Annotated in this window: 23 protein-coding genes; 5 read left to right on the top strand and 18 right to left on the bottom strand. The window is 48.0% G+C overall.

What is annotated here, in order from left to right:
- The first annotated feature begins 395 nt into the window (after positions 1-395).
- Positions 396-1535: a sodium ion-translocating decarboxylase subunit beta gene (locus ABCW47_RS01600; protein ID WP_343208115.1), complete on the top strand. Its 1140-nt coding sequence runs from the start codon at positions 396-398 to the stop codon at positions 1533-1535.
- Between the two features lie 22 nt (positions 1536-1557).
- On the top strand, positions 1558-1716 hold the full coding sequence (locus tag ABCW47_RS01595; RefSeq protein WP_343208114.1) for a hypothetical protein: 159 nt from the start codon (positions 1558-1560) through the stop codon (positions 1714-1716).
- Between the two features lie 123 nt (positions 1717-1839).
- Here ABCW47_RS01595 and ABCW47_RS01590 read toward each other — a convergent pair whose 3' ends face one another.
- The 6 genes from ABCW47_RS01590 to ABCW47_RS01565 form a co-directional block, all read right to left on the bottom strand.
- Complete coding sequence (locus tag ABCW47_RS01590) at positions 1840-3201, bottom strand: citrate/2-methylcitrate synthase (protein ID WP_343208113.1); 1362 nt, start codon at positions 3199-3201, stop codon at positions 1840-1842.
- 223 nt (positions 3202-3424) lie between these two features.
- The gene (locus tag ABCW47_RS01585; RefSeq protein WP_343208112.1) at positions 3425-4864 is read right to left on the bottom strand and encodes a TrkH family potassium uptake protein; all 1440 of its coding nucleotides are present in this window, start codon (positions 4862-4864) and stop codon (positions 3425-3427) included.
- A gap of 19 nt (positions 4865-4883) precedes the next feature.
- Positions 4884-6242: a Trk system potassium transporter TrkA gene (gene trkA, locus ABCW47_RS01580; protein ID WP_343208111.1), complete on the bottom strand. Its 1359-nt coding sequence runs from the start codon at positions 6240-6242 to the stop codon at positions 4884-4886.
- 414 nt (positions 6243-6656) lie between these two features.
- The gene (locus tag ABCW47_RS01575; RefSeq protein ID WP_343208110.1) at positions 6657-7271 is read right to left on the bottom strand and encodes a manganese catalase family protein; all 615 of its coding nucleotides are present in this window, start codon (positions 7269-7271) and stop codon (positions 6657-6659) included.
- A gap of 3 nt (positions 7272-7274) precedes the next feature.
- Complete coding sequence (locus tag ABCW47_RS01570; RefSeq protein ID WP_343208109.1) at positions 7275-7529, bottom strand: spore coat protein CotJB; 255 nt, start codon at positions 7527-7529, stop codon at positions 7275-7277.
- Positions 7529-8119, bottom strand: a complete 591-nt coding sequence (locus ABCW47_RS01565; RefSeq protein ID WP_343208108.1) for a spore coat associated protein CotJA — start codon at positions 8117-8119, stop codon at positions 7529-7531. The genes ABCW47_RS01570 and ABCW47_RS01565 overlap by 1 nt, the downstream gene beginning before the upstream one ends.
- A gap of 212 nt (positions 8120-8331) precedes the next feature.
- Here ABCW47_RS01565 and ABCW47_RS01560 point away from each other — a divergent pair, with 212 nt between their 5' ends.
- Together ABCW47_RS01560 and ABCW47_RS01555 are read left to right on the top strand one after the other, a co-directional pair.
- Complete coding sequence (locus tag ABCW47_RS01560) at positions 8332-9807, top strand: FAD-dependent oxidoreductase (protein WP_343208107.1); 1476 nt, start codon at positions 8332-8334, stop codon at positions 9805-9807.
- A complete protein-coding gene (locus ABCW47_RS01555; RefSeq protein ID WP_343208106.1) occupies positions 9785-10678 on the top strand; it encodes a tocopherol cyclase family protein in 894 nt (297 codons plus the stop codon). Before ABCW47_RS01560 ends, ABCW47_RS01555 begins: the two co-directional genes overlap by 23 nt.
- Before the next feature lie 198 nt (positions 10679-10876).
- On the opposite strand, the gene ABCW47_RS01550 is transcribed toward ABCW47_RS01555, so the two are convergent.
- The 11 genes from ABCW47_RS01550 to ABCW47_RS01500 all read right to left on the bottom strand — a co-directional run bounded on the left by ABCW47_RS01550 (position 10877) and on the right by ABCW47_RS01500 (position 20633).
- Positions 10877-11983: a Gfo/Idh/MocA family protein gene (locus ABCW47_RS01550; RefSeq protein WP_343208105.1), complete on the bottom strand. Its 1107-nt coding sequence runs from the start codon at positions 11981-11983 to the stop codon at positions 10877-10879.
- A gap of 19 nt (positions 11984-12002) precedes the next feature.
- A complete protein-coding gene (locus tag ABCW47_RS01545; RefSeq protein WP_343208104.1) occupies positions 12003-12974 on the bottom strand; it encodes an aldo/keto reductase in 972 nt (323 codons plus the stop codon).
- Positions 12975-13061: 87 nt separating this feature from the next.
- Positions 13062-13484: a hypothetical protein gene (locus ABCW47_RS01540; protein ID WP_343208103.1), complete on the bottom strand. Its 423-nt coding sequence runs from the start codon at positions 13482-13484 to the stop codon at positions 13062-13064.
- Positions 13474-14025 (bottom strand): RNA polymerase sigma factor, encoded by a 552-nt coding sequence (locus tag ABCW47_RS01535; RefSeq protein ID WP_343208102.1) that lies wholly within the window; start codon positions 14023-14025, stop codon positions 13474-13476. The genes ABCW47_RS01540 and ABCW47_RS01535 overlap by 11 nt, the downstream gene beginning before the upstream one ends.
- Positions 14026-14397: 372 nt before the next feature.
- Positions 14398-14946, bottom strand: coding sequence for a DUF4358 domain-containing protein (locus ABCW47_RS01530; protein ID WP_343208101.1), 549 nt, complete (start codon positions 14944-14946; stop codon positions 14398-14400).
- Between the two features lie 167 nt (positions 14947-15113).
- Complete coding sequence (locus ABCW47_RS01525; protein WP_343208100.1) at positions 15114-15734, bottom strand: cytidylate kinase-like family protein; 621 nt, start codon at positions 15732-15734, stop codon at positions 15114-15116.
- A gap of 11 nt (positions 15735-15745) precedes the next feature.
- Positions 15746-16456, bottom strand: coding sequence for an ABC transporter ATP-binding protein (locus tag ABCW47_RS01520; protein ID WP_343208099.1), 711 nt, complete (start codon positions 16454-16456; stop codon positions 15746-15748).
- 12 nt (positions 16457-16468) lie between these two features.
- Positions 16469-17227 (bottom strand): ABC transporter ATP-binding protein, encoded by a 759-nt coding sequence (locus ABCW47_RS01515; RefSeq protein WP_343208098.1) that lies wholly within the window; start codon positions 17225-17227, stop codon positions 16469-16471.
- A 2-nt stretch (positions 17228-17229) separates the two neighbouring features.
- Positions 17230-18219 (bottom strand): branched-chain amino acid ABC transporter permease, encoded by a 990-nt coding sequence (locus ABCW47_RS01510; protein ID WP_343208097.1) that lies wholly within the window; start codon positions 18217-18219, stop codon positions 17230-17232.
- Positions 18220-18228: 9 nt separating this feature from the next.
- Complete coding sequence (locus ABCW47_RS01505) at positions 18229-19104, bottom strand: branched-chain amino acid ABC transporter permease (protein ID WP_343209568.1); 876 nt, start codon at positions 19102-19104, stop codon at positions 18229-18231.
- A gap of 296 nt (positions 19105-19400) precedes the next feature.
- Positions 19401-20633 (bottom strand): ABC transporter substrate-binding protein, encoded by a 1233-nt coding sequence (locus ABCW47_RS01500; RefSeq protein WP_343208096.1) that lies wholly within the window; start codon positions 20631-20633, stop codon positions 19401-19403.
- A 307-nt stretch (positions 20634-20940) separates the two neighbouring features.
- On the opposite strand from ABCW47_RS01500, the gene ABCW47_RS01495 reads away from it, so the two are divergent.
- Complete coding sequence (locus tag ABCW47_RS01495; protein WP_343208095.1) at positions 20941-22137, top strand: M20 metallopeptidase family protein; 1197 nt, start codon at positions 20941-20943, stop codon at positions 22135-22137.
- Here ABCW47_RS01495 and ABCW47_RS01490 read toward each other — a convergent pair whose 3' ends face one another.
- A complete protein-coding gene (locus tag ABCW47_RS01490; protein ID WP_343208094.1) occupies positions 22138-23580 on the bottom strand; it encodes an MATE family efflux transporter in 1443 nt (480 codons plus the stop codon).
- Between the last annotated feature and the right edge of the window lie 193 nt (positions 23581-23773).

Here is a 23773-nt window from a genome sequence, read left to right as displayed (position 1 = left end):
ATCTTTCCGATACGGGGGAGTAGTCGGTGCGGCATATGTGCCGCAGGATTAAGCCAACAGCAAGGGGGAGGCCCCTGGTTTAATTAGTGAAGAGAATCCTTAATAGTCAGATTTCCTCCACATAAATGACGAGACCTGTGTCCTTTAAAAAGGACACAGGTCTCTTTTTTCATTTGGAAATCTCGAAAGGATGCCCGCTGTTTCATACCTGCTGCTGGCTGTATAGACGTTGCTCCTCAACTACCAAAGAGGGATAGCCTGAAAAATAAGCTCGATGACATCTTTTTCAGGCGGCAGTTTGTGCCGAAGCGTCACAAGCTGTGCTTATCGCAGCTAAGAATTCGAATTTCTCAGCGCTTCCTCAGCAAAGAACGCTTCGGAATGGGGGAAACAAAATGGATTTTTTATTTTCCGGACTGGCTGCTATCACGCCGGCCCAGCTTCTGATGTACGGGGTAGGTATCCTGCTAATCTATCTTGCTATCAAAAAAGGATTTGAACCGGCGCTTCTGCTCCCTATGGGTTTTGGCGCTATTTTGGTCAATCTTCCTCTGTCCGGTGCAATTGATCAAATCACAGCCGGGCTTGGCGAGACAAACGGTATTGTCCAGTGGCTCTATGAAACAGGCATCGAGGCATCGGAAGCATTGCCCATCCTGCTCTTTATCGGAATCGGCGCTATGATTGATTTCGGACCTCTTCTGTCTCAGCCGATTTTGTTTCTGTGCGGAGCGGCCGCCCAGTTTGGCATATTCTTTGCGCTTGCAGCCGCCACGCTGATGGGATTTTCTCTTGCCGATGCTGCCTCGATCGGTATCATTGGAGCCGCAGACGGCCCCACCTCCATCCTGGTCTCCCAGATGCTGCATTCCAACTATGTAGGACCTATTGCGGTGGCTGCCTATTCTTACATGGCTCTGGTTCCCATTATCCAGCCGGCAGCGATTCGCCTCGTCACCTCCAAAAAGGAACGCCGGATCAAGATGCCCTACAACCCGAAAAATGTATCCAAATTTACCCGGATTGCTTTCCCTATCCTGGTTACTTTTATCGCCGGGCTTGTCGCACCCATGTCAGTCTCTCTGGTCGGGTTCTTAATGTTCGGCAATCTGCTTCGGGAATGCGGTGTTTTAAACAGCCTTTCCGAGACAGCACAGAATGTACTCTCCAACCTGATCACCCTGCTCCTTGGAATCACCATATCCTTCAGCATGCGCGCGGACCAGTTTGTCAATGTAAATACGCTTATTATTATCGGAATCGGACTGCTTGCCTTTGTCTTTGATTCAATCGGCGGCGTGGTATTTGTCAAGTTCCTGAATCTGTTCCGCAAGAATAAAATCAATCCTATGATCGGCGCGGCTGGTATATCTGCTTTCCCCATGTCGGCCAGAGTGGTTCAGAAAATGGCGCTGGAGGAAGATCCTTCGAACATATTGATTATGCATGCTGTCGGGGCAAATGTCTCCGGTCAGATTGCTTCCGTTGTAGCCGGCGGTATGATCCTGGGACTGGTTTCCCAGATGATCGGGTGATTAAGAAAGGAGCTGTATACTTATGTTAGAAAATTTTATGCTCTCACTGGAAATTATGTGGAAGGGAATGGCCGGAATCTTTACCGTAATCCTGCTGATCACCCTGCTGGTTGTCATCATGGGTAAGCTGGGCGGGAAAAATGAACCCCAGGAGAAAGAACCGGATGTCCCGGAAGAGTAGATACAAAACTTATGAAAACAAATGACGGTACACTTCGAGAGCCGTCTTATTGTAAAACAAAGCCAGCAAAGCTGTACTTACCACAGCTTTACTGGCGCTATTTAAAATGCTGATTAATAGTGCTTATCTATCTTTCAGATTCACGTACTTTTGTTCCGGCAGAACATTGGCATAGGCCGGACGGATAATCTTATCCATATTGATCAGCTCTTCCATCCGGTGAGCGCTCCAGCCGACGATACGGGCAACAGCAAACATCGGCGTATATAATTCCAGCGGCAGATCCAGCATGCTGTATACAAAGCCGCTGTAAAAGTCCACATTTGCACTGACGCCCTTATAAATGTGTCTTTCCTGGCCGATGATTTTCGGTGCCAGCTGCTCTACCATGGCATACAGAGCGTAGTCTTTGTCTCTGCCCTTTTCATGGGCCAGCTGCTCCACAAATCTCTTAAAGATCAATGCTCTTGGATCAGAAATCGAGTAAACGGCATGACCGATACCATAGATCAGCCCCCGCTGATCAAATGCCTCTTTGTGCAGAAGCTTGATCAGATAGCGGCTCACTTCCTCCTCGTCCTTCCAGTCCCGGACATGTTTCTTCATATCGTCAAACATCTTCACCACTTTGATGTTGGCGCCGCCGTGTTTCGGCCCTTTCAGAGAGCCCAGAGCCGCGGCAATTACTGAATAGGTATCTGTTCCGGAAGAAGATACCACATGTGTGGTAAACGTAGAATTGTTTCCGCCGCCGTGTTCCATATGCAGTACCAGGGCCAGATCCAGAATCTTTGCCTCCAGAGTCGTATATGCCTTATCAGGCCGGAGCATACGCAGAATATTTTCTGCGGCAGACAGTTCTTTCTTCGGATTGTGAATATAGAGGCTCTTATGCTTGTTATAATGCTGATGCGCCTGATAACCATACACGGATAGCATGGGGAACACACTGATCAGGTTAATACACTGGCGCAGCACATTGGGCAGTGAAATGTCTTCCGGGTTCTTATCATAGGAATACAAGGTAAGCACGCTTCGGGAAAGTGTATTCATCATATCGCTGCTGGGCGCTTTCATAATGACATCCCGCACGAAGTTGCGCGGCAGAGAACACTGAGCCGCCAGCAGATGCTTAAATTCTTCCAGCTGCTGCAAGTCAGGAAGTACTCCAAACAGAAGCAGATATGTAATCTCCTCAAAGCCCAGCCGTTCCTCCGACAAAAAGCCCTGGGTCAGATCGTGGATATTAATCCCCCTGTAATACAGCTCGCCATCGCAGGGCACGCTTTTGCCATCTACAACTTTAGAAGAAACGATATTGGAAACCTGGGTCAGACCAGCCATAACACCCTTACCGTTGATATCCCGCAGTCCTCTTTTAACGTCATATTTGCTGTAAAGAGAAACATCAATCTGGCTGTTACTCTCACAGATCTTCGTCAGTTCCTCCATCTCCGGCGTAACTTTCATATTATATGTCGACATAGAATCACTCCTCTTTCGATAAATTATCCAGATCTGGCATTGCCAGTTATAATTCTTGATACAAAACGGCCTGGATAATTAAAATTTATATTACACTATAACACACTTTTCCCGTCAGGGCCAATAAAAAAACGTAACAGCTGATGCCTGTTCCGTTTTTTTACATCCAAATGATACAATAAATCGGATAAGAACCCATTTTGCTGCTTCTCATTTTATGCTGTTAAAACTTCTTCCAGACCCTGGGCACAAACATTAACAGGAGAGGGAACAATTCCAGCCTCCCGGCCAGCATATCAAAGATCAGAACCAGTTTGGCTCCCCCTGAGAATATGCTGAAGTTCTGGGTGGGGCCCACCAGCTCCAGGCCCGGCCCGATATTATTCAATGTTGCCGCCACAGCGGTAAAATTAGTGGTAAGATCATGGTTATCCAGACCGATAAGCAGGACAGAGAAAGAAAAGACCATCACATAGGTAATCAAAAAGACATTGATGGAACGCACAACCTCATGCTCCACCGGTTTTCCGTCCATAGCCACCTTGCGTACACTTCTGGGGTGTACAAACTGGTACAGTTCTTTTTTCACTGTTTTCAAAAGAACGACAAAGCGGGATACCTTAATTCCGCCGCCGGTACTACCGGCGCAGGCTCCCACAAACATGAGCATAACCAGAATCGTCTTGGACACCTGGGGCCAGATATTGAAATCTGTCGTTGCAAAACCTGTCGTCGTTATAATCGAGGCCACCTGGAAGGCCGCATGCTGAATGCACTCCAGAAAGGTAGGGAACACATTTCTTATATTGATAGCGATGACGGCAATTGTGACACCAATAATCCCCAAATAATATCGAAGCTCTTCACTTTTCACCGCCTGTTTTCCTTTTCTCATCAATATTAGAAAATAAACATTAAAATTCACCCCAAACAGAATCATAAATAAGGTCACTATATTCTGAAGATAAGCAGAATATCCAGCCATACTGTCATTCTTTATTCCAAAGCCGCCAGTACCTGCTGTTCCGAATGAAGTAGTCAGAGCATCAAATAAAGGCATGCCTCCGCACAGAAGCAAGATTATTTCCAGTACAGTCATTGCGATATAGATGCCGTACAGTATCTTCGCCGTGGTCTGCACCTTTGGCACCAGTTTGCTGACAGAGGGTCCCGGGCTTTCTGCTTTCATCAGGTTCATATGGTAGCCGCCGGACAGCGGCAGAATAGAAAGCACAAAGACCAGAATTCCCATGCCTCCGATCCAGTGGGTAAAGCTCCGCCAGAACAACATACAGTAGGGGAGCGCCTCCACATCGGACAGGATACTGGCCCCGGTCGTGGTAAAGCCTGAGACGGTTTCAAACAGCGCGTCTATCACATTGGGTATGGAACCGCTCAGCACAAAAGGAACCGCGCCCATAATACTGATCACGATCCAACTCATGGCTACCGTAACGAAGCCTTCCCGAATATAGAAAACCTTATTTTTTGGTTTTCGCAGAGTCAGCGGAATTCCAATCAGCAGGCAGATAATCATGGCAGCCACAAAGGTCCACCCCTGTGCCTCCCTGTACACTGCCGCTGTTATGCAGGGCAGGATCATAAACCCGGCTTCAAAGTTTAGTATCCAGCCGATAACATAGCTTATCATAGAATAATTCATTGCATTCTCTGCCTTTCTCCTACTTTTTCAGTATATCCTGTATGTCGTGGAGCCCTATTTCTGTTGTAACAACGACAACCGTATCCCCTTTCCGTATCTGATCCTGTCCTCTTGGAATCAGTATCCTGCCCCGGCGGTTGATACAGCAGACCAGAAGGTTTTGCTTTAAATCAAGCTCCGACAGCGCCACACCGGTCAATGCGGATTCCTCATGTACGGCAAATTCCAGCGCCTCTGCCTTGCCGTCCAGTATGGTATATAGTGTTTCTACATTGCTCCCGATAGAATTCTGTGTAGCCCTTACATATTGAATGATGTAATCTGCCGTTATATATTTGGGATAAACCACGCTTCCGATATCCAGCTGCTCCACGATGTCATCAAAGGTGATCCGGTTGACCTTGGCAACCACCTTCGCCTGTGAATGTTTCTGGGCAAATAAAGAGAGCAGGATATTTTCCTCATCCAGATTGGTGAGCGCTACAAAGGATTCCGCCTGTTTCAGGCCCTCTTCAAAAAGCAGTCTCTGGTCCGTAGCATCCCCCTGAATAATTGTCGCCTCCGGCAGCCTCTCGCTCAGCTGTTCACACCGTTCTTTATCAAGTTCAATGATACGGACATCAATTCCCATCTTAAGCAGCTGTCTGGACAGATAGTGGGCTATGGTGCCTCCCCCGGCAATCAGCGTATTTTTTACCTGATGGGTCTCAAATCCGATTTTTTTAAAGAATTCTGATGAGTTAACCGGGGAAGCGATAAAGGAAACCAGATCATAATCGTGCAGAACAAAACTGCCGTCCGGTATTGTCACCTCGTCTCCACGTTCCACCGCGCTCACCAGGATATCACATTTCAGCCTGGTGCTCAGCTCCGACAGCTGGCAGCCGTCCAGCCCAAATTCCGGCTTAACCTTAAATTTGAGCAGTTCCACCCTCCCTTTTGCAAAGGTATCTATTTTAATAGCAGAAGGGAACCGCAGGAGTCTGGCAATTTCCACCGCAGTGGCCAGCTCAGGATTAATAATCATGGAAATTCCCAGTTTTTCTTTAATAAAGTTGATCTCCTGGCTGTAGAGGGGATTACGGACCCTGGCGATTGTCTGACAGTTCCCTGCCTTCTTTGCGATCAGACAGCAAAGAAGATTCAGCTCGTCCGCCCCCGTCACGGCAATCAGCAGGTCCGCCTTCTCCACACCGGCCTCAATCTGCACCTGTATACTGGCTCCGTTCCCAGCAAGCCCCATGATATCGCAGCTGTTGGTAATTTCCTGTACCTTCTGTTCCACGCTGTCGATAATGGTAATATTATGTCCCTCTGAACTAAGCTGCTCCGCAAGCGTTCTTCCCACTTTACCGCAGCCGATAATGATGATCTGCATACCGTGCAAACCTTCCCTTCCTGTTTCCTTTGTATTAAGATGCCATAAAGAAATTCATTTTCGCATTAAGATAGCATAAAGATTATACTCATTATAGCATTAGACCATTATTTTTCAATGAATAACATACATTTTACGGTCAAAGTGACCGAAAATTTACCATGGAAGGAGATTGGACTCCCACCTCTATAGGTGGTGTGTAAATAACAAATTCGTCTTGGCGGGAGCCTAGTCTCCTTCCAAGATAAAGCCTCCGGCGGATTGCAGAGCCGCACAGATGTATTATGTCATGCAAAGCATGACGTGCGGCTTGCAACAAGTACGCCGAGGCGTACTTGAAAGCAAAAAAGGCAGCATCTCCCGAATCTACGGAGATGCTGCCGGAAAACAGTAATGAACCTGTTAATTTATCGACTAACGGGGAATCTGATTAAATTTGTCAAATTCTGGATTGAATGCATAGAAGTTCTTGGAATCCAGTCTGCTCTGTACCAGACGCAGGGACTCGCCGAATCTCTGATAATGCACCAGCTCCCGCTCTCTTAAGAAGCGGATCGGATCACATACTTCCGGGTCATCTACAAGACGAAGAATGTTGTCATAAGTTGTTCTGGCCTTCTGTTCTGCAGCCAGATCTTCGTGCAGATCGGTGATGGCATCGCCTTTGGACTGGAATTCACATGCATTAAACGGAATTCCGCCTGCAGCCTGCGGCCATAATCCGGTGGTGTGGTCTACATAGTAATTGGCAAAACTGGTGCCTTTTATTTCTTCCGGTGTGAGATTCTTGGTCAGCTGATATACGATAGCGCTGATCATTTCCATATGAGCCAATTCCTCTGTACCAATGTCAGTCAGGACTCCTGCTACATCTCTGTACGGCATGGAGTAGCGCTGAGACAGATAACGCATGGAAGCTGCCAGCTCACCGTCCGGTCCGCCGAACTGGGAAATAATGACCTGGGCCATTTTCGGGTTTGTTTTTGTAATATTTACAGGGTACTGCAATTTTCTATCATAATTCCACATAAATCAGCACTCTCCTTCCCATGGCCATGGCTGGTCAATCCAGGCCCAGCCATTGCATACATCTACTTCTTTGGCGTGAAGAGGGCCGATTGTATTGTTATAATCCATCTGTGCCTGATTCAGAAGCTTCTGATACTCCTGATAACTGGCCAATGCTTCCGTATCATACGGATGCGTATCCAGATATAAGATGAGATCGTCCAGCATAAAGCTTAATTCGTGAACCATCTGCGCCATTGATTTATTTCCACATTCCATTACAGACAGCCTCCTCTCCTGGACGAACATCCCGGTCCCGCAAATTCAAAGGGGAACCGCAAGTCTTTAAACATAGTTCCATTATTCAGTGCCGCGTCAGGGTCAAAATTCGCGCAGTCATTCCATCTCTGCCATGGAACATATGCCATAGCCAGAGGCATGCCGTCTAATGGATCTGGTCTGCAGTTATTTCCTCCGGCAATAACCGGGCCGGGCCCTCCGTATAATGGTCTTGGCTGTATCGGACCTGGACAGGATGGCCCTGCCGGCATGTTATTACAGCCGCAGGATGGTTTTGCCGGTGCGGGATTGCCGCAGCCGCATGCCGGTTTTACCGGAGCAGGATTACCGCAGCCGCATGCCGGTCTGGCCGGAACAGGATCAGCACAGCCGCAGGATGGCTTCGCAGGCGCCGGGCTGCCGCAGCCGCAGGATGGAGCAACCGGTGTTTGTGGGTAACTTGGCAGGGGTGTAGGGCGGTGGCATCCGGTGTTTGAGCACGGATTGCAGCCGCCGCAGACATTGGCACAGCCACAGCCGCAATTTGCCCGGCCGCCGCGTCCCTGCTGCATTCTATTATTATAATCCATAACCTTTGAGACTCCTTTTTCTTTCTTGTACTAATAACATATGTACAAGAGAAAACGTGTGCGACAAATGCGTCCTTCCACTTTCTTCCATATGCTTATCTCAATATTCCGCTAACTCTTTATTTTTCTTATGCACCGGGGATATGATTAAATTTTTCCAGTATTGCGCATGATAGATAGAGATAGAAGAAAGAAGAAAGGATATAACAGCTATGGATTCAATTTGGGAACAGGAAACAATTCTTCCGCCGCGTAAGGCGCTGCCCGGTGACGTAACCGTACAAGCTGCGGTAATCGGAGCCGGAATGGCAGGTATCCTGACCGCCTGGTTTTTACAGCAAAAAGGGGTTGAAGTTATTGTCCTGGAGGGCAGTCGCATCGCTTCCGGGCAGACCTGTAAAACCACCGCCAAAATAACCTCACAGCATGGCGTTGTACTGCGGGATCTTGTGAAACGATATGGAGAAGAAAAAGCTGCTCTCTATGCCGCCGCCAACGAACGGGCTATCGCTGAATACCGCCGTATTATTACAGAAAATCATATCGCATGTGATTTTACGGAGTGCCCTTCCTACCTTTATTCTCTTGAGGATGAGGAAATGTTAAGAGAGGAAGCGGAACTTGCTGCCAAATTTCATATAAAGTCTGAATTTACTCATAAAACTTCCCTGCCGTTCTCTGTGAAAGGAGCGCTCCGTTATGAAAAGCAGGCCAGATTTCAGCCGCTTACATTCATCCGTGCGCTCAGTGACTCTCTGACTATTTATGAACATACACGGGTCATGGAAGTTAAGAAAAACGAAATCTATACCGATCATGGAACCGTCTTTGCGGACCATATCATTTTTGCCTCCCATTTTCCATTTATGAATACACCCGGATATTATTTCATGCGGATGCACCAGGAGCGGTCCTATGTTCTTGCACTTCGTTCCCCCTCAGAAGATGCCGCAAAACAAAAGAATCTGGATGGCATTTACTATGGCATTGACCAGAACGGTCTTTCCCTCAGACCTCACGAAGACTACATTCTTCTGGGAGGCGGAAATCACCGTACCGGTGAAAATTCGGAGGGCGGGAAATACGATATGCTCAGGAAAGCCGCGGCAGAGTATTTTCCCGGCTGGGAAGAAGAGACCTGCTGGTCGGCGCAGGACTGCATGACCGCCGACGGTCTGCCCTACATCGGTCCCTTCTCGGAATCGGCTCCAGGCTGGTATGTTGCTACCGGATTTGGCAAATGGGGCATGACCTCCTCTATGATCTCGGCAATGATTCTCTCAGATCTCATTACCGGAAAGGATAATAAATACGCTCCCGTCTTCTCTGTATCACGGCATACCTTTTCCGCATCAGCTAAAACACTGATGGAAGAAGGCCTCCAGGCCGCGAAGGGACTGACGAGAGAATTCCTGAAACCTCCGGAAAGTTCTTTTGTCGAGCTGGAAAACGGAGAAGGTAAAATTGTGGATTATAAAGGGCTTAAAGTGGGCGCCTACCGTGATAAGGACGGAACCCTCTTTCTGGTATCGACCCGCTGCCCCCATCTGGGCTGCCAGCTGGAATGGAATCCAGATGAACTGAGCTGGGACTGTCCGTGCCACGGTTCCCGCTTCAATTATAAAGGGCAGCTGCTTGACAATCCTGCACAGGAGGATATTACAGATGAAATACTATCAGGGAAATAAAAGAACCGGCTGTTATTTTGAAGGCTGGTACCTGAAACATCAGGCCTGCGGCTATACACTGGCGCTGATTCCATCCATCCATATTGATGAACAGGGCAGAAAATCCGCAAACCTCCAGGTTATTACCGATCAGTTTGCTGAAGCTATCCCATTTCCCCATGCCTCATTCCATGCCTCCGAGAACCAATTTCAGGTTCTTATGGGCAAGAACCGGTTTGGCGCGGACGGAATCAGCCTGGATATCCAGACTCCGGAACTAAACGTCACCGGTGTTCTCCGCTATGGGCCATTCACCCCTCTTTCCTATGATATTATGGGCCCATTTGGCAAACTCCCCGGTATGGAATGTAAACACGGCATTTTAAGCCTCTGTCATACATTAACAGGAACCCTTGTCATCAATGGAACCGCATATTGCTTCGACGGAGGAACCGGTTATATTGAAAAAGACTGGGGAAGCTCTTTTCCCTCCTCCTACCTGTGGACCCAGTGCAACTGGGATACCTTTGTCACCAATTCCATCATGTTATCCGTGGCGCGCATACCTTTGGGACGGGTATCCTTTACCGGCTGTATCTGCTCCATTTTATACAATGGCGTGCAGTATCGCCTTGCCACCTATCTGGGTGCCCGCATTCTTGCTGCCGGCCGTCAGGAGGCTGTAATCTGCCAGGGAAGCAGCCTGCTGCAAATCCAGGTTCCGCCCGGCAAGGGCCATCTGCTCCAGGCTCCTGTCCGCGGAACCATGGGACGGATGATACGTGAAAACCCTTCAGGCCCGGTCACCTACCGTTTCTTTCATAAGGGGCATCTGCTGTTTGATGAAACGCTGCCTTATGCCTCTTTTGAATATGTACCAGGCCGAAAATAAAGCCTGAAAAATACAAAAAACAAAGAATCCCATAAGCGGGATTCTCCACCAGCGGCGGGTTGCTCTGGCAACACGAGTCCTTTCCGCCGCAGTGCGATCCCCCGGAGGGTTTTTTATTACAGGGGAAAGTTTTGAGAACTTCTCCCTGTAATAAAAAAAGCCTGGCTGTCACAGCATTGTGACAGCCAGGCTTAAATATTAATTTCCACATTTTTTCTTTAATTCTGTGAAAAACGTTTCTTCATTCAACGGCAGTTCCACTGTCTCTCCGGTCCAGGAGGAAAGATACATGGCATTTGAAATCATGAGCTCGTTGATTCCCTCCATACCCTCTGCGATAAGAGGCGTTTGATGAAGGATGGAGGCAGCAAATGCATTCATCACACCAACGTGCTGCTCATTGTTCCCGTCAGTCTGAACCTCGGACTGCTCCCACCGCGGCATATCAAAGCCTCCTGCCGCATTCCGGCAGAAATCCCTCTCATTTTCCTCCAATTTCCAGAGACTCAGCCGGTCATCCTCGCAAACCAGCTTGCCCATCTCATAGGTCAGTTCCAGCCGGTTTGTGCCCGGCGCATCTCCGGTTGACGTGACAAAGACACCTGTGGCACCTCCCGGAAATTCCATATATGCAGTCACATCATCCTCCACCTCGATGGAATGCCATTTTCCCTCATGGCAAAATGCACGCACACGGCTTGGCATGCCGCAGATCCACTGGAGCAGGTCCAGCTGGTGAGGGCATTGATTTATCAGCACGCCTCCGCCTTCACCCTCCCAGGTAGCCCGCCACGTACCGGAATTATAATATGCCTGCGGGCGATACCAGTCCGTAATAATCCAGTTCACCCGTTTCAGCTTACCCAGACTTCCGCTCTCTGTGAGCTCCTTGATTCTCCGGTAGACACAGTTGGTTCTCTGGTTAAATAACATTCCAAATACCCTTCCGCTTTCTTCCGCTGCCCGGTTCATCTGACGTACCTGTTTTGTATACACGCCGGCCGGCTTATCACAGAGCACATGAAGCCCCTTTTGAAATGCTTTTATGGCCATCTCACAGTGCAGATAATGTGGGACTGCTATCAGAACACTGTCACAGGCCCCGCTGTCCATCAAAGCATCTGCAGACTGAAAGATCTGAACTCCTGCCTGCGCAAATTGTTCTATCTTTGTTTGCCGCTGTGGATCGCGGCTTGCCGTTGCGGCCGTGAGTTCAATCTCCGGCGTCTCCTGAGAGAGGGCCATTCCAGCATATTTCATGCCCATCGTACCCATTCCCAATATGCCCAGTCTAATCTTATCCATTTATTCTGCCTTTACTTTCTTACCGGTTATAGGTAAAACGGCTTCCTACGGGAAGATTGTTCCAGATCTGATCCAGATTCTCCAGTACATCTTTTGAAAGCCCTGTACCGTTTAATGCCTCCAGATTCTGTTCCAAATGCCCGAACTTGCTGGCCCCTATGATCACAGAAGTAATATAGTCCTGCGCTTTGCACCATTTCAACGCCAGTTCGGCCATAGGCATGCCCGCCGATTCAGCTATCGCCCGTATCTTTTCAACTGCATTAAAATTAGTTTCATTCCAGTACCGGTCACGGTATCCCGCATTGATGCTGAATCTGGTGTTATCACCATAGCTGTCTATCTTATGTTTCCCGGTCAGAAGCCCGCCGGCCAGAGGATTATAGACGACCATGTCCATATTGTGCTGTCTCAGACAGGGCACCAGCTCGCTCTCCACACCGCGGGTCAGGATATTGCAGACATTTTCAGTAATTACAGGCGCACAACCGTTGATCTTATCACAAGCGCGCAGGGCATCTACAATTTGCCAGGACGCATGATTGCTCATCCCCACATAGCGCACCTTTCCCGCTCGTACCAGATCAGTCATCACACCCATTGTCTCTTCCATAGGAGTATGTACATCAGGAAAATGACAATAATAAATGTCCAGAAAATCGGTATCCAGCCGCTTTAACGTTTCATCAACTGAATACAGAATATGCCTGCGGCTTAACCCGCCTGCATTCGGTCCCGGCACGGTATCCCTGCACACCTTACTGGCCAGTATCACCTCATGCCGCCTTCCCTTTATCGCTTTTCCCGTAATCACTTCACTCCGGCCTTCCGTATAGGAATCCGCAGTATCCACAAAGTTCACACCCTGATCCATCGCATAGTGAACCATACGGACGGCGTCGGCTTCTTCCGTCTGTCCGCCGAAGGTCATCGCCCCCAGACATACTCTGGAAACCATCAGTCCGGTTCCCTTCATTCTTACATAATCCACTTTCATACACCTCCCGGTTTGTTCCGTCTTCAGTCAGAATAATGATACTACCTGTTCTGTTTTTCTGTCAACATGGCAGTCCTTCCCCTATTCAGCGTGTATGATTTCATATCCCTTTTCCGAATCCCGCAGGATAAAGGACGCCTTATCCCCTTCCTTAAGCGTGAAAGCATCCTCCTGAGCATAGCAGTCATATTCCGCACCTGCGGTATCCCGTATTATCACCGACCAGCCGTCCTCCTTTTTCTCCATCGATACTATCTCACCGGTTATTTCCAGTTCCATTACGATTCCTCTGCCTTCCGGTTCCAGGGAGAATGCGGCGGGTTCTGGTACTTCTTCCTGTTTCAGCCGGCTTCCCGTTCCTGTTATCAGAACAACCATTAAAAGCAGGCAGGCAGCAGGTACTGCGATTCTTCGAAAACGCAAAAACGGATTGCCAGCGGCAGTTTCCTGTTTCCGTTCGGCTTTCTCATAGATGCCCCGTATAAATTCTCTGTCACTTTTCATACGTATACCCCTCCCGCTGCAAAATTTCCGCCAGTTTTTTCCTGGCCCGATGTACTCCTACTTTAACCTGTGGCATTGATTTATGTAATATTGCCGCGATTTCCTTATAAGGCAGTTCTTCCAGATCGGCCAGAGTAAGAATAACCCGGTAATCCTCTTTCAGCTTTCCCAGTGCGCTGTGTACCAGCTGCTTTTCCTCTTCCCGAATCAGCTTCTTCCCCAGCCATTCTTCCCAGTCCGGGTCCGGCTGGCCGATCCATTCTTCCGGAGATATCCTGCCATATCTGCGGCAGTGATCCACCGCTTTATTGCGTCCGATGGCAAATAAATACGTCTTAAAATTCATCTCCGGCCGAATACGCTCTTTATGGAGCAGCAGTTCTACGAAGGTATCCTGGGCCAGATCCTCGGCCTCGTACAGATCCTTTACATAGCGGTTAATAAAATAAATCAGATTATTCTTATAGCGCAGCACCAGCCGTTCAAAGGCGCTCTGATCGCCGGCCTGAAACGCTCTCACATCTTTTGTATCTTCTGTCATACCTGTTCTCTCCACGGGATAAACATTATTCGTTCCCGACATTATATAACTGAAACGGGAGATGGCCCCACCCGTTTGGTTTCGATTTTCAGTATAACAGGTAATGCATGATTACGGCAAGCTGATGTGGAGGACAAGTGCACACTCGCTCTTGGCTCAAGCTACGCAAATACTTCGTATTTGCTCGCTTGGCGGCTTCGCCGACCACCCCGCAGCGCACACTCGCTCTTTACTTACTTGTGCCGGGCTCAAGCTACGCAAATACTTCGTATTTGCTCGCTTGGCGGCTTCGCCGCATAAAAAGAAAGTCAGGCATTTGGCTTGGTGAGCAAGCTCACCCACCAAATACCTGATTTCTTTTTGCCCGGCTCGTTATTCAAAGTAACTGTTTATGATGTCCACTCCGATTTTGTTTTCTGTTTTGGCTGCTTCCAGGATTGCTTCTTCTCCTTCTTCATCGTTTTCCATGGAGTATGAGCCCAGCATTACGAAGAAGACATAGTCCCCATGACGCACTACCTCTGAGGCTTTTACCTTAACCTGATTCATCGGATACTGCATGGAATCGTTGATCTGTCTGTCCCGGTAGTCATTTAATGCTTTCTCTACATCATCTGCTTTGCCTTCAGCTGCTTTTACCGCTATAAACTGATCGACGTGAGCGCTGATCATTGGTCCTTCTGCTACGATTTCATCATACATGTCTTTTTTCAACCCGAACAGTGACTCCAGCATTGACTCATCATATTCCATGGAGGGAATATAATCCTCTCCATAAGCGCTCTTTATTTCATCGTGAATTTCGCTTAAACTGACTTCCTTTACAGGGGGTTTATCTTCCCTCTGTTTACATCCTGCCAGCGACATCATCATTACTGCCGCCAACAGCACACATAATAATTTCTTCATTGTTCTGCCCATTAACTGCATGGCCTCCTTCTTTGTTTTCTTTACAGAGCTTCCTGTTCTTTCCTGTACGAAATGGATGCTCTCTACTTATGATTCGTTCCAAATTAAAAAAGGTTACACATTTAGCGTAACCTTTTTTCTCAGCGTATATTCAGGCACAGGAAAAGCAGCCTCTTTTCCTATTTCATTCTTACTTCCATGTATCCTTTGATGGCATCCACACATTTGTCAAAGCCCAGCTTGCTGCTGTCCAGACACAGATCATAATTTTTTGCGTTCAGCCAGTCATGGCCGGTATAGTATTTATAATAGTCGGCCCGGTATTTATCTACCTTCTGAACAAATTTTTCCATCTCGTGAGGCGTTCTTCCATGACGCTCTGCCGCCATCTCCAGGCAAAAATCCTTAGGCGCATGGACAAACACACTGATCACATTGGGCCGGTCTTTCAGGATAAAATCGGCACAGCGTCCGATTACCACAAAAGATTCCCGCTCCGCCAGTTCTTTTAAGACCTTTGCCTGATAATTAAACAGGTTATCATTGGAGACAAAGTTTTCACTTTCCGGTGAAATCAGATCACCGCTGTATACATTCCCGACCAGTTTGGAGAAAAATCCGGCCTTCAGCTTTTCATCTACCTGAGCAAACAGCTTCTCATTGATGCCGCTGTCCTCCGACGCCATCTTCAGTATCTCCCTCTCATAACAGGGAATTCCCAGATCTTGTGCCAGCATACGTCCAACCGTTTTTCCACCGCTGCCGTACTGTCTGGCAATCGTAATGACTACTTTTTCCATAGGGTCGCCTCCTATTCGCCTAAATAGGCCTGTTTTATGGATTCATTGTTCATCAGCATGTCTGCGTCGCCGTCCAGCACAATACGGCCTGTTTCCAGCACGTATGCACGATTTGCAATGGCCAGTGCCTTCTTTGCGTTCTGCTCTACCAACAGAACCGTCGTTCCGCTCTCGCTGATTTCTTTTATTATATCAAATATTTCCTGTACCAGAATAGGAGAAAGGCCCATCGACGGCTCATCCATCAGAATAATCTTCGGCTCGGACATCAGCGCACGGCCCATCGCCAGCATCTGCTGTTCTCCTCCGGAGAGTGTTCCCGCCAGCTGTGTTTTTCTCTCTTTCAGTCTGGGGAAACGGTCATAGACCATATTCAGCTTTTCTTCTATCTTGCCCTTATCTTTTATCGTGTAAGCGCCCAGACGGAGATTTTCATATACCGTCAGCTCGGAAAAAACTCTTCTGCCTTCGGGCACATGGGCCATTCCCATTCCAACCAGCTTATGGCCGGGGGTTTTGGTAAGATCCTTTCCCTCAAACTCGATCCTGCCCGATCTGGCATTCACCAGCCTGGTGATCGTATGGAGGATAGTCGTCTTTCCGGCGCCGTTGGCACCGATCAGTGCGATGATCTCACCTTCATTTACCTCGAAAGAAATACTTTTGATGGCCTGGATTACTCCATAGTATACTTGTAAATCCGTAACTTTTAACATAGACATCCGGCTCACCCCCTACTCTCCCAGATATGCGGTGATAACCTTCGGGTCATTCAGCACCACATCCGGGGTTCCATTTGTCAGCTCCGTACCAAAGTTCAGTACATATAAGTATTCACAGATACCGGCTACCAGCCGCATATCGTGCTCAATCAGCAATATTGTCACATTAAATTTCTTCCTGATCAGCTGAATCGTATGCATCAGCTCCTGCGTTTCATTGGGATTCATGCCCGCAGCCGGCTCGTCCAGAAGCAGCAGCTTGGGATTTGTGGCAAGCGCTCTGGAAATCTCCAGCTTTCTCTGCTTTCCATAAGGAAGATTGGACGCCATATAATCGGCCTGTCCGTCCAGATCAAATACCTTTAAAATTTCCATTGCGCGCTCATTCATCTCTTTTTCCTTCCGGAAAAAGTCGGGAAGACGCAGAAAGCTTTTATCCAGCCCATACCGGATCTCATCGTGAAGCGCAACCTTCACATTGTCCAGCACAGACATTTTTGAAAATAATCTGATATTCTGAAACGTACGCGCGATTCCTTCATGACAGATTTCCGCAGGCCGTTTCCCCACCAGATTTTTGCCGTCCAGCAGAAACATACCGTCGGTCGGCTGATAGACTCCGGTCAGAAGGTTGAAGGCTGTGGTCTTTCCCGCTCCGTTAGGCCCGATCAATCCATAGAGGCCGCCCTCTTCAATTGTCATATTCAGGTTGTCAACCGCACGCAGACCGCCGAAGGATATTCCCAGATTCTTAACTTCCAATAACGCCATAATCAGCTCTCCTCCTGTTCTGCCTTCTGGGCCATTTTCAAATTCTTCCGCTCCAGAATTCTGGTTTTTAAGCGTGAATTATTAAACAGCATCATGGCAATCAGGACAACCGCATACAAAAGCATACGATAGTCGTCCGCACTTCTTAAAAGCTCCGGAAGAATCGTCAGGATTACAGCAGCTATAATGGAACCCTTAATGCTTCCCATACCGCCCAGCACCACGATTACCAGGATTTCAATAGACTTATTATAATCAAAGTTAGTCGGTTTGATGATACTGACATTATGTGCATAGATGACGCCGGCAATTCCGGCGAAAAATGCGGAAATGGAGAATGCCAGAACTTTATATTTACTTACCGGGATACCTACTGCTTCCGCGGCAATATAATTGTCACGGATGGAAGTGATTGCACGTCCATGTCTGGACTTCACCAGATTGGCGATCAGCACCACACAGATAACCGTAATAAGAAAAACAAGCGTAAAGCTCTTATAAGTCGCATAGGTTGGAATTTTATTTAACCCCTTGGCTCCCTGGGTAATTCCGATTACATTGATAATAGACTTGATAATCTCACCAAAAGCCAGAGTTACAATCGCCAGATAGTCCCCCCTCAGACGCAGAACCGGAATACCGATGAGCACGCCGAATACAGCGGCCACTATACCGCCGATCAGAATCGCCAGGATAAATTCCAATACACTTGGAAGTCCTGCATAGATACTGAACAGAGCCCCCGCATAGGCGCCGATGGACATAAAGCCCGCGTGGCCTAACGTCAGCTCACCCAGGAAACCTGTAGTCAGGTTGAGGGAAACCGCCAGTATAATATTGACACAAACCGGCGTAATCAGAGACATCATCTGCCGATTCAGCCATCCGAACTGTACCGCCATCATAACAAGGGCGTAAACCAGCAGAACGACAGCAATCGTGACGATATGTCTGCTTAAATTTCTTCTTTTTGTATTTTTCTCCTTCTTCATCTGTCTCACCTACACTTTCTCCGTTTTCTTTCTGCCCAACAGTCCGGATGGTTTTACCAGAAGTACGATAACCAGCACGCCGAACACAATAGCATCAGAAACTTTTGTAGAAATATATGCCTTAGACAGACTTTCAATCAGGCCCAGCACGATACCGCCAAGCATAGCGCCCGGCACACTCCCGATTCCGCCCAGAACCGCGGCAACAAAAGCCTTGATGCCCGGCAGAGCGCCCATGGTCGGCTGCAGCGATTCATACTGGCAGATAAACAGGATACCTGCTACTGCCGCCAGTCCGGAACCGATGGCAAACGTAAGAGAGATCGTCCCGTTTACATTAATACCCATCAGTTCTGCCGCTCCCTTATCCTCCGATACGGCACGCATCGCACTGCCTGCTTTTGTCTTATTGATAAACCAGGTCAGCAGGATCATGGCAACCGCTGTTACTACAAGCGTTACAATCGTAAGGCCGGAGACACTCAGGCTTCCCAGCGTAACAGATGGCACATTAATAATTGTTGCAAATGGTATGGGGGTCGCCCCGAAAATCAGCAGAGACGCACTCTGCAGGAAGAAACTCATACCGATTGCGGTAATCAGCACCGCCAGTGACGGAGCCTTCCGCAGGGGCTTGTATGCAATTCGTTCAATCGTAATACCCAAAATTGAACATGTTGCGATTGTCAGGACAATTGCCAAAGGAATCGGCAGTCCGAGAACCGCAGAAAAAATATAGAGTGCATATGCACCGACCATAATAATATCGCCGTGAGCAAAGTTGATCATTTTTGCAATACCATATACCATGGTATACCCCAATGCAATCAACGCGTAGATACTTCCTGTGCGCAGTCCGTTCAATATCTGGGCCAGGAAATTCATGATAAACTCCATTTTTCCACCTCTTTTGTTCTGTTTACTTAAAACCGCGGCGCCGCCGCGGCGTTATCTTTCCCACTTCACACTGTTTTACGGCTATACTTTAATATTTTAATATAATGTAGTGTATTGTGCAAGACAAAATTTGTACCGAGAGCCGAAAACCGCGGCTTTCCCGAAGATTAACGGGGCTCCCCTGACCGGAGGTACCTGTTTGGAAATCGTCTTTATTCTCTTACATTGAAAAAGCGGACAGAACGAATTCTGTCCGCTTTTAAGATCCGTACGATCATGTACTATTACTGAGCCAGGGAAGTATAGGCTCCGTCTACGATTTTAATAAAGGTTGCCGCTTTGTTCGGCTCGCCTTCCGGTGTAAAGGAAAGTCCCTTGCCGGTCAGACCGTCGATGGAGATTTCCGGCATCGCAGCGATCAGATCTGCGCCTTCAATGCTGCCTGCTTTTTCCATTGCCGCCTTGATAACATAAACACAGTCATAACCGTCTGCCGCAAACTGATCCGGTGTTGCATTATATGCTGCCTGATATTTCTCTACGAAAGATTTTACAAGCGGATCTTCATCTGCTGCAAAGAACGGGCTCAGGAAGATTGCGCCTTCTACCGTACTTGTATCAGTTACGGTTCCTAAAACGCCGTCCCAGCCGTCACCGCCCAGGAACTGTGTTTCAATACCAAGCTCTTTTGCCTGTTTTGTAATGTAAGTAGCTGCCTGATAATAATATGGAACAAAAATACATTCTGCATTTGTCTTTTTAATCTTGGTAAGCTGTGTTGTAAAGTCAACATCTTCTACACCAAATACTTCGTTCGCGAGAACCTTGCCGCCTTTTGCTTCGAACTCTTCAACAAAAGCTTCCATCATACCGCTGCTGTAGTCCTCTGCATTGGTGTAAAGAACAGCCGCTGTCTTTAAGCCCAGTGTATCATAAGCGAAATCAGCCATGGTAATTCCCTGAAGGGGATCGGTAAAGCAGAGACGGAAGCTGTTTTCATGCTCTGTAACTGCTGCTGCGGATGCTGAAGGTGTCAGCTGCAGAATACCGTCTGCATAGGAGCTGTCGATCACTGCCAGGCAGGCCCCTGTTGTTACAGTACCCATGAATGCGTTCATACCGGCATCCATCAGGGTATTATATGCAGTAATAGCCTTGTCCTCAGTTGCTTCATCGTCTTCCATCTGTAATTTCAAAGTATAAGTCTTATCTCCTACTTTTACACCGCCCGCTTCATTGATCTCATTGATTGCAACTTCAGCGCCCTGTTTTACAGAGATGCCGTAAGAAGATGCCTGGCCGGTTAACGGTCCGCTGGAACCAATCAGGAATACATTCTCGCCGTCGGCTGCACCATCAGCAGCATCAGAGCCCTGATCGTCAGCAGCGTCATTGCCGTCATTGGCTGACGGAGTATCATTTTCTTTTCCCTCTTCCTCTTTGGAACAGCCGGTCATGCTGGATACAGCAAGAACCAGGACCAAAAGAAGAGCCATGATTTTCTTTACGCTTTTCATTTCTTCTTCCTCCTACAAAATACTAGCTGTTAGATATTTTCCTAACCGATATTACTCTATTACTTTATAAATGTCAAGCGTCAAAGAGCGCCGTTTTCCAGTTTTTAGCGCTTTGCCGGCCTTGAAAACGAAGGAAAAAGCAGTCTCTGCAGAACATACTGACTATATAATAAGGAAGAAACTACGCTGCCGGAATAGCATATTTTCGTTTTGTGCAGCCCCTTCTCTGTCTTGTAAAATAGCCGGACGGCGTTTAAAATAGTATTAAAAGCAGATCACAGTCAAAAGGAAGATGCGGCGGGAAGGTGTGGGTACACAGATGAACGACATAAAGCAGTCAGCCCTGAATATGCGGGAACAGCTGATAAAGGACCGGCGGTATTTTCATAAGAATCCGGAGCTCAGCAGAGAAGAAAGACAGACATCGGAATATATACGCTCCAGTCTAAATGTAGAGGGAATTCCCTGGACTCAGGTATGTGAAACAGGAGTCAAGGGTCTGATCCGGGGATCTGCCCCCGGAAAGACGATCTTGCTGAGGGCAGATATGGACGCACTGCCGGTTCAGGAGGCTTCCTCTTTTCGTTTTGCTTCGTGCCGTCCGGGTGTGATGCATGCCTGCGGGCACGATGCACATATGTCGATGCTTCTTGGGGCAGGACGAATCTTGAATCATAGAAAGGATCGTCTGCATGGAAATGTTGTACTCTGTTTCCAGCCGGCGGAGGAAGGCAAAGGCGGAGGCCGCCAGATCGTGCAGGAAGGTATTTTAAAGCATCCCTCCGTTGACTATGCCGTTGCCCTGCATGTAGATCCTACTCACAAAGCAGGTTGTATTACTCTGGAAGACGGGCCTGTTACGGCCAATCCTGATTTTTTCACTATAACAGTTACCGGTCAGGGCGGTCATGGTGCTTTCCCCGAGAAGTCCCGTGACCCGCTTCTCCCTGCGGTAAAAATATATGAGCGTATCCGGGCGCTTCATTCTGTCGCTCCGGCCGGTGAAAAAGCCGTGGTACAGCTCTGTTCCATCAGGGGCGGCAGCGCTCCGGCCGTAATTCCGGATTCTGTCATTATACAGGGTACTGTACGCACGCAGACGTCGGCAGCCAGAACCTTAATCTGGGATGGCATCGACCGGATTCTGCTGGAAGCAGATGCCGCATATCCGGTATCCTTCGCTCTGGAATACTGGAGCGGCGGTTTTGCTGTCTATAACAATCCCTTATATTCCGAACTTGCCCGCAGGAGCATCAGGAGAGATTTCACGTTTACCACAGCCGGGGACCTGAAGATGATCGGGGATGATTTTTGCTATTTCAGTGAGCAGGTACCCGCCAGCTATCTCTTTTTAGGCTGTGCTCCTGAGGGAAGCGCGCCTTATTTCTCACTCCACAGCCCTGCATTTGCGCTGGAAGAAGATATTCTTCCGATGGGGGCCTATGCGCTGGCTAAAATTGCGCTTGACTTTCTGTCCGATCCCTCCTATAAGAAGAAAGGCTAGCTAGTTCTCTGCAAGCTTTTCTTTTTGTTCTCTTCTCACTCCCTGTGGAGCTTCACGGAGGGTCTTATAGGTGTGTATAATCGCGGCCAGCGAGATAAAGAAGGTCAGAATATCCGCGGCTGGCATGGAATAAAGGACGCCGTCCAGACCAAAGAATACCGGAAGTACCAGGGCAAATCCTACCCCAAAGACGACCTCCCTGATCATAGAGAGCAGCGTGGAAAGCAGAGCTTTTCCCAAGGATTGCAGATAAATAAAAGCTGCTTTATTGATGCAGGCCAGAATCAGCATGCAAAGATAGATCCGGAATGCTTTTATAGCAAATTGTGTGTAATAAACGCTTTCATTTGCCGCACCGAACACCCGGATCAGCTGTCCCGGCAGTACCTCCGCTATAAACAGAGAAACTGCCCCCACACAGGCTTCCGCGGTAAGCAGATAGGTAAACAGCTTTTTGGCCCTGTCATTTCGTCCGGCGCCGATATTATAACCTACGATTGGGATGCAGCCGGCAGCCATACCAACGACCGCGGAAATAACAATCTGAAAGAATTTCATTACGATTCCCACTACTGCCATAGGAATCTGTGCGTACGCATCCTGGCCGAACACGGGATCTGCGGCGCCATATTTCCGTATCATATTATTGATAGCAGCCATCGCGGCAACCAGAGAAATCTGGGATAAGAAGCTGCATATACCCAACGGAATAAACCGGCATACAATTCTTCTGTTCAGTTTAAAACTCTTCTTCTGCAGTTTTACCGCCTTCATATGAAAGAGATACCATACAGCAAGTACGGCAGTTAAAACCTGACCGATCACAGTCGCCACTGCCGCGCCCATCATACCCCAGCGGAAGACAAAAATAAAGATCGGGTCCAGGATCACATTGGTGAGGGCTCCTGCCAGTGTGGAAAACATGGCAAATTTAGGGCTGCCGTCAGAACGGATCACAGGATTCATAGCCTGACCAAACATATAGAACGGAATACCCATTGAAATATACGTGAAATATTCTTTCGACTGAATCCAGGTTTCCTCATTCACACGCCCTCCGAACGCAGACAGCAGTTGATTCTGAAACAAAAAATAGAAAGCGGTAAGCGCCAGTCCGGCGATAACACACAGCAGAATCGAATTGCCGATGCTGATATGGGCATCTTCTTGATTTTTAGCCCCCAGGCTGATGCTGACAAAGGCACAGCAGCCGTCTCCAATCATTACAGCCGCTGCCAGAGAGACCACCGTCAGTGGAAAGACTACTGTATTTGCCGCATTTCCATAGGAACCCAGATAAGACGCATTGGCAATAAAAATTTGATCCACAATATTATACAGCGCCGCCACAAGAAGAGAAATAATACAGGGAATTGCATATTTTCTCATCAATGTGCCAAGTTTTTCCTGTTCCAGAAAGGCATTGGTGTTTGTTTCATTCATGAAAAGAACCTCCTTAAATACATCTTGTCATTTTTGGACAAAAGAAAAAGCGCGGGTACCGGAAAGCTGGATTTATGCCCCGGGCCACACGCTTGAAAAATAGTTTTGTTTCACAGGATTTGTGTCCCAAATGAAACAAAGAGCGTGTGACAATCAACTGGATTTACGCAGTTAAGCCACACGCTGTGGATTT

Source organism: Anaerolentibacter hominis, from assembly GCF_032380675.1.
GTDB lineage: Bacteria > Bacillota > Clostridia > Lachnospirales > Lachnospiraceae > Anaerolentibacter > Anaerolentibacter hominis.
Note: the sequence above shows the minus strand (reverse complement) of the source record. Positions and strands in the feature narration are given on the sequence as shown.

Bases quoted from the DNA above. Each gene is read 5' to 3' on its own strand.
- ABCW47_RS01600 (WP_343208115.1), top strand. From the start codon at position 396: ATGGATTTTTTATTTTCCGGACTGGCTGCTATCACGCCGGCCCAGCTT.
- ABCW47_RS01595 (WP_343208114.1), top strand. From the start codon at position 1,558: ATGTTAGAAAATTTTATGCTCTCACTGGAAATTATGTGGAAGGGAATG.
- ABCW47_RS01590 (WP_343208113.1), bottom strand. From the start codon at position 3,201: ATGTCGACATATAATATGAAAGTTACGCCGGAGATGGAGGAACTGACG.
- ABCW47_RS01585 (WP_343208112.1), bottom strand. From the start codon at position 4,864: ATGAATTATTCTATGATAAGCTATGTTATCGGCTGGATACTAAACTTT.
- trkA (WP_343208111.1), bottom strand. From the start codon at position 6,242: ATGCAGATCATCATTATCGGCTGCGGTAAAGTGGGAAGAACGCTTGCG.
- ABCW47_RS01575 (WP_343208110.1), bottom strand. From the start codon at position 7,271: ATGTGGAATTATGATAGAAAATTGCAGTACCCTGTAAATATTACAAAA.
- ABCW47_RS01570 (WP_343208109.1), bottom strand. From the start codon at position 7,529: ATGGAATGTGGAAATAAATCAATGGCGCAGATGGTTCACGAATTAAGC.
- ABCW47_RS01565 (WP_343208108.1), bottom strand. From the start codon at position 8,119: ATGGATTATAATAATAGAATGCAGCAGGGACGCGGCGGCCGGGCAAAT.
- ABCW47_RS01560 (WP_343208107.1), top strand. From the start codon at position 8,332: ATGGATTCAATTTGGGAACAGGAAACAATTCTTCCGCCGCGTAAGGCG.
- ABCW47_RS01555 (WP_343208106.1), top strand. From the start codon at position 9,785: ATGAAATACTATCAGGGAAATAAAAGAACCGGCTGTTATTTTGAAGGC.
- ABCW47_RS01550 (WP_343208105.1), bottom strand. From the start codon at position 11,983: ATGGATAAGATTAGACTGGGCATATTGGGAATGGGTACGATGGGCATG.
- ABCW47_RS01540 (WP_343208103.1), bottom strand. From the start codon at position 13,484: ATGAAAAGTGACAGAGAATTTATACGGGGCATCTATGAGAAAGCCGAA.
- ABCW47_RS01535 (WP_343208102.1), bottom strand. From the start codon at position 14,025: ATGACAGAAGATACAAAAGATGTGAGAGCGTTTCAGGCCGGCGATCAG.
- ABCW47_RS01530 (WP_343208101.1), bottom strand. From the start codon at position 14,946: ATGGGCAGAACAATGAAGAAATTATTATGTGTGCTGTTGGCGGCAGTA.
- ABCW47_RS01525 (WP_343208100.1), bottom strand. From the start codon at position 15,734: ATGGAAAAAGTAGTCATTACGATTGCCAGACAGTACGGCAGCGGTGGA.
- ABCW47_RS01520 (WP_343208099.1), bottom strand. From the start codon at position 16,456: ATGTCTATGTTAAAAGTTACGGATTTACAAGTATACTATGGAGTAATC.
- ABCW47_RS01515 (WP_343208098.1), bottom strand. From the start codon at position 17,227: ATGGCGTTATTGGAAGTTAAGAATCTGGGAATATCCTTCGGCGGTCTG.
- ABCW47_RS01510 (WP_343208097.1), bottom strand. From the start codon at position 18,219: ATGAAGAAGGAGAAAAATACAAAAAGAAGAAATTTAAGCAGACATATC.
- ABCW47_RS01505 (WP_343209568.1), bottom strand. From the start codon at position 19,104: ATGAATTTCCTGGCCCAGATATTGAACGGACTGCGCACAGGAAGTATC.
- ABCW47_RS01500 (WP_343208096.1), bottom strand. From the start codon at position 20,633: ATGAAAAGCGTAAAGAAAATCATGGCTCTTCTTTTGGTCCTGGTTCTT.
- ABCW47_RS01490 (WP_343208094.1), bottom strand. From the start codon at position 23,580: ATGAATGAAACAAACACCAATGCCTTTCTGGAACAGGAAAAACTTGGC.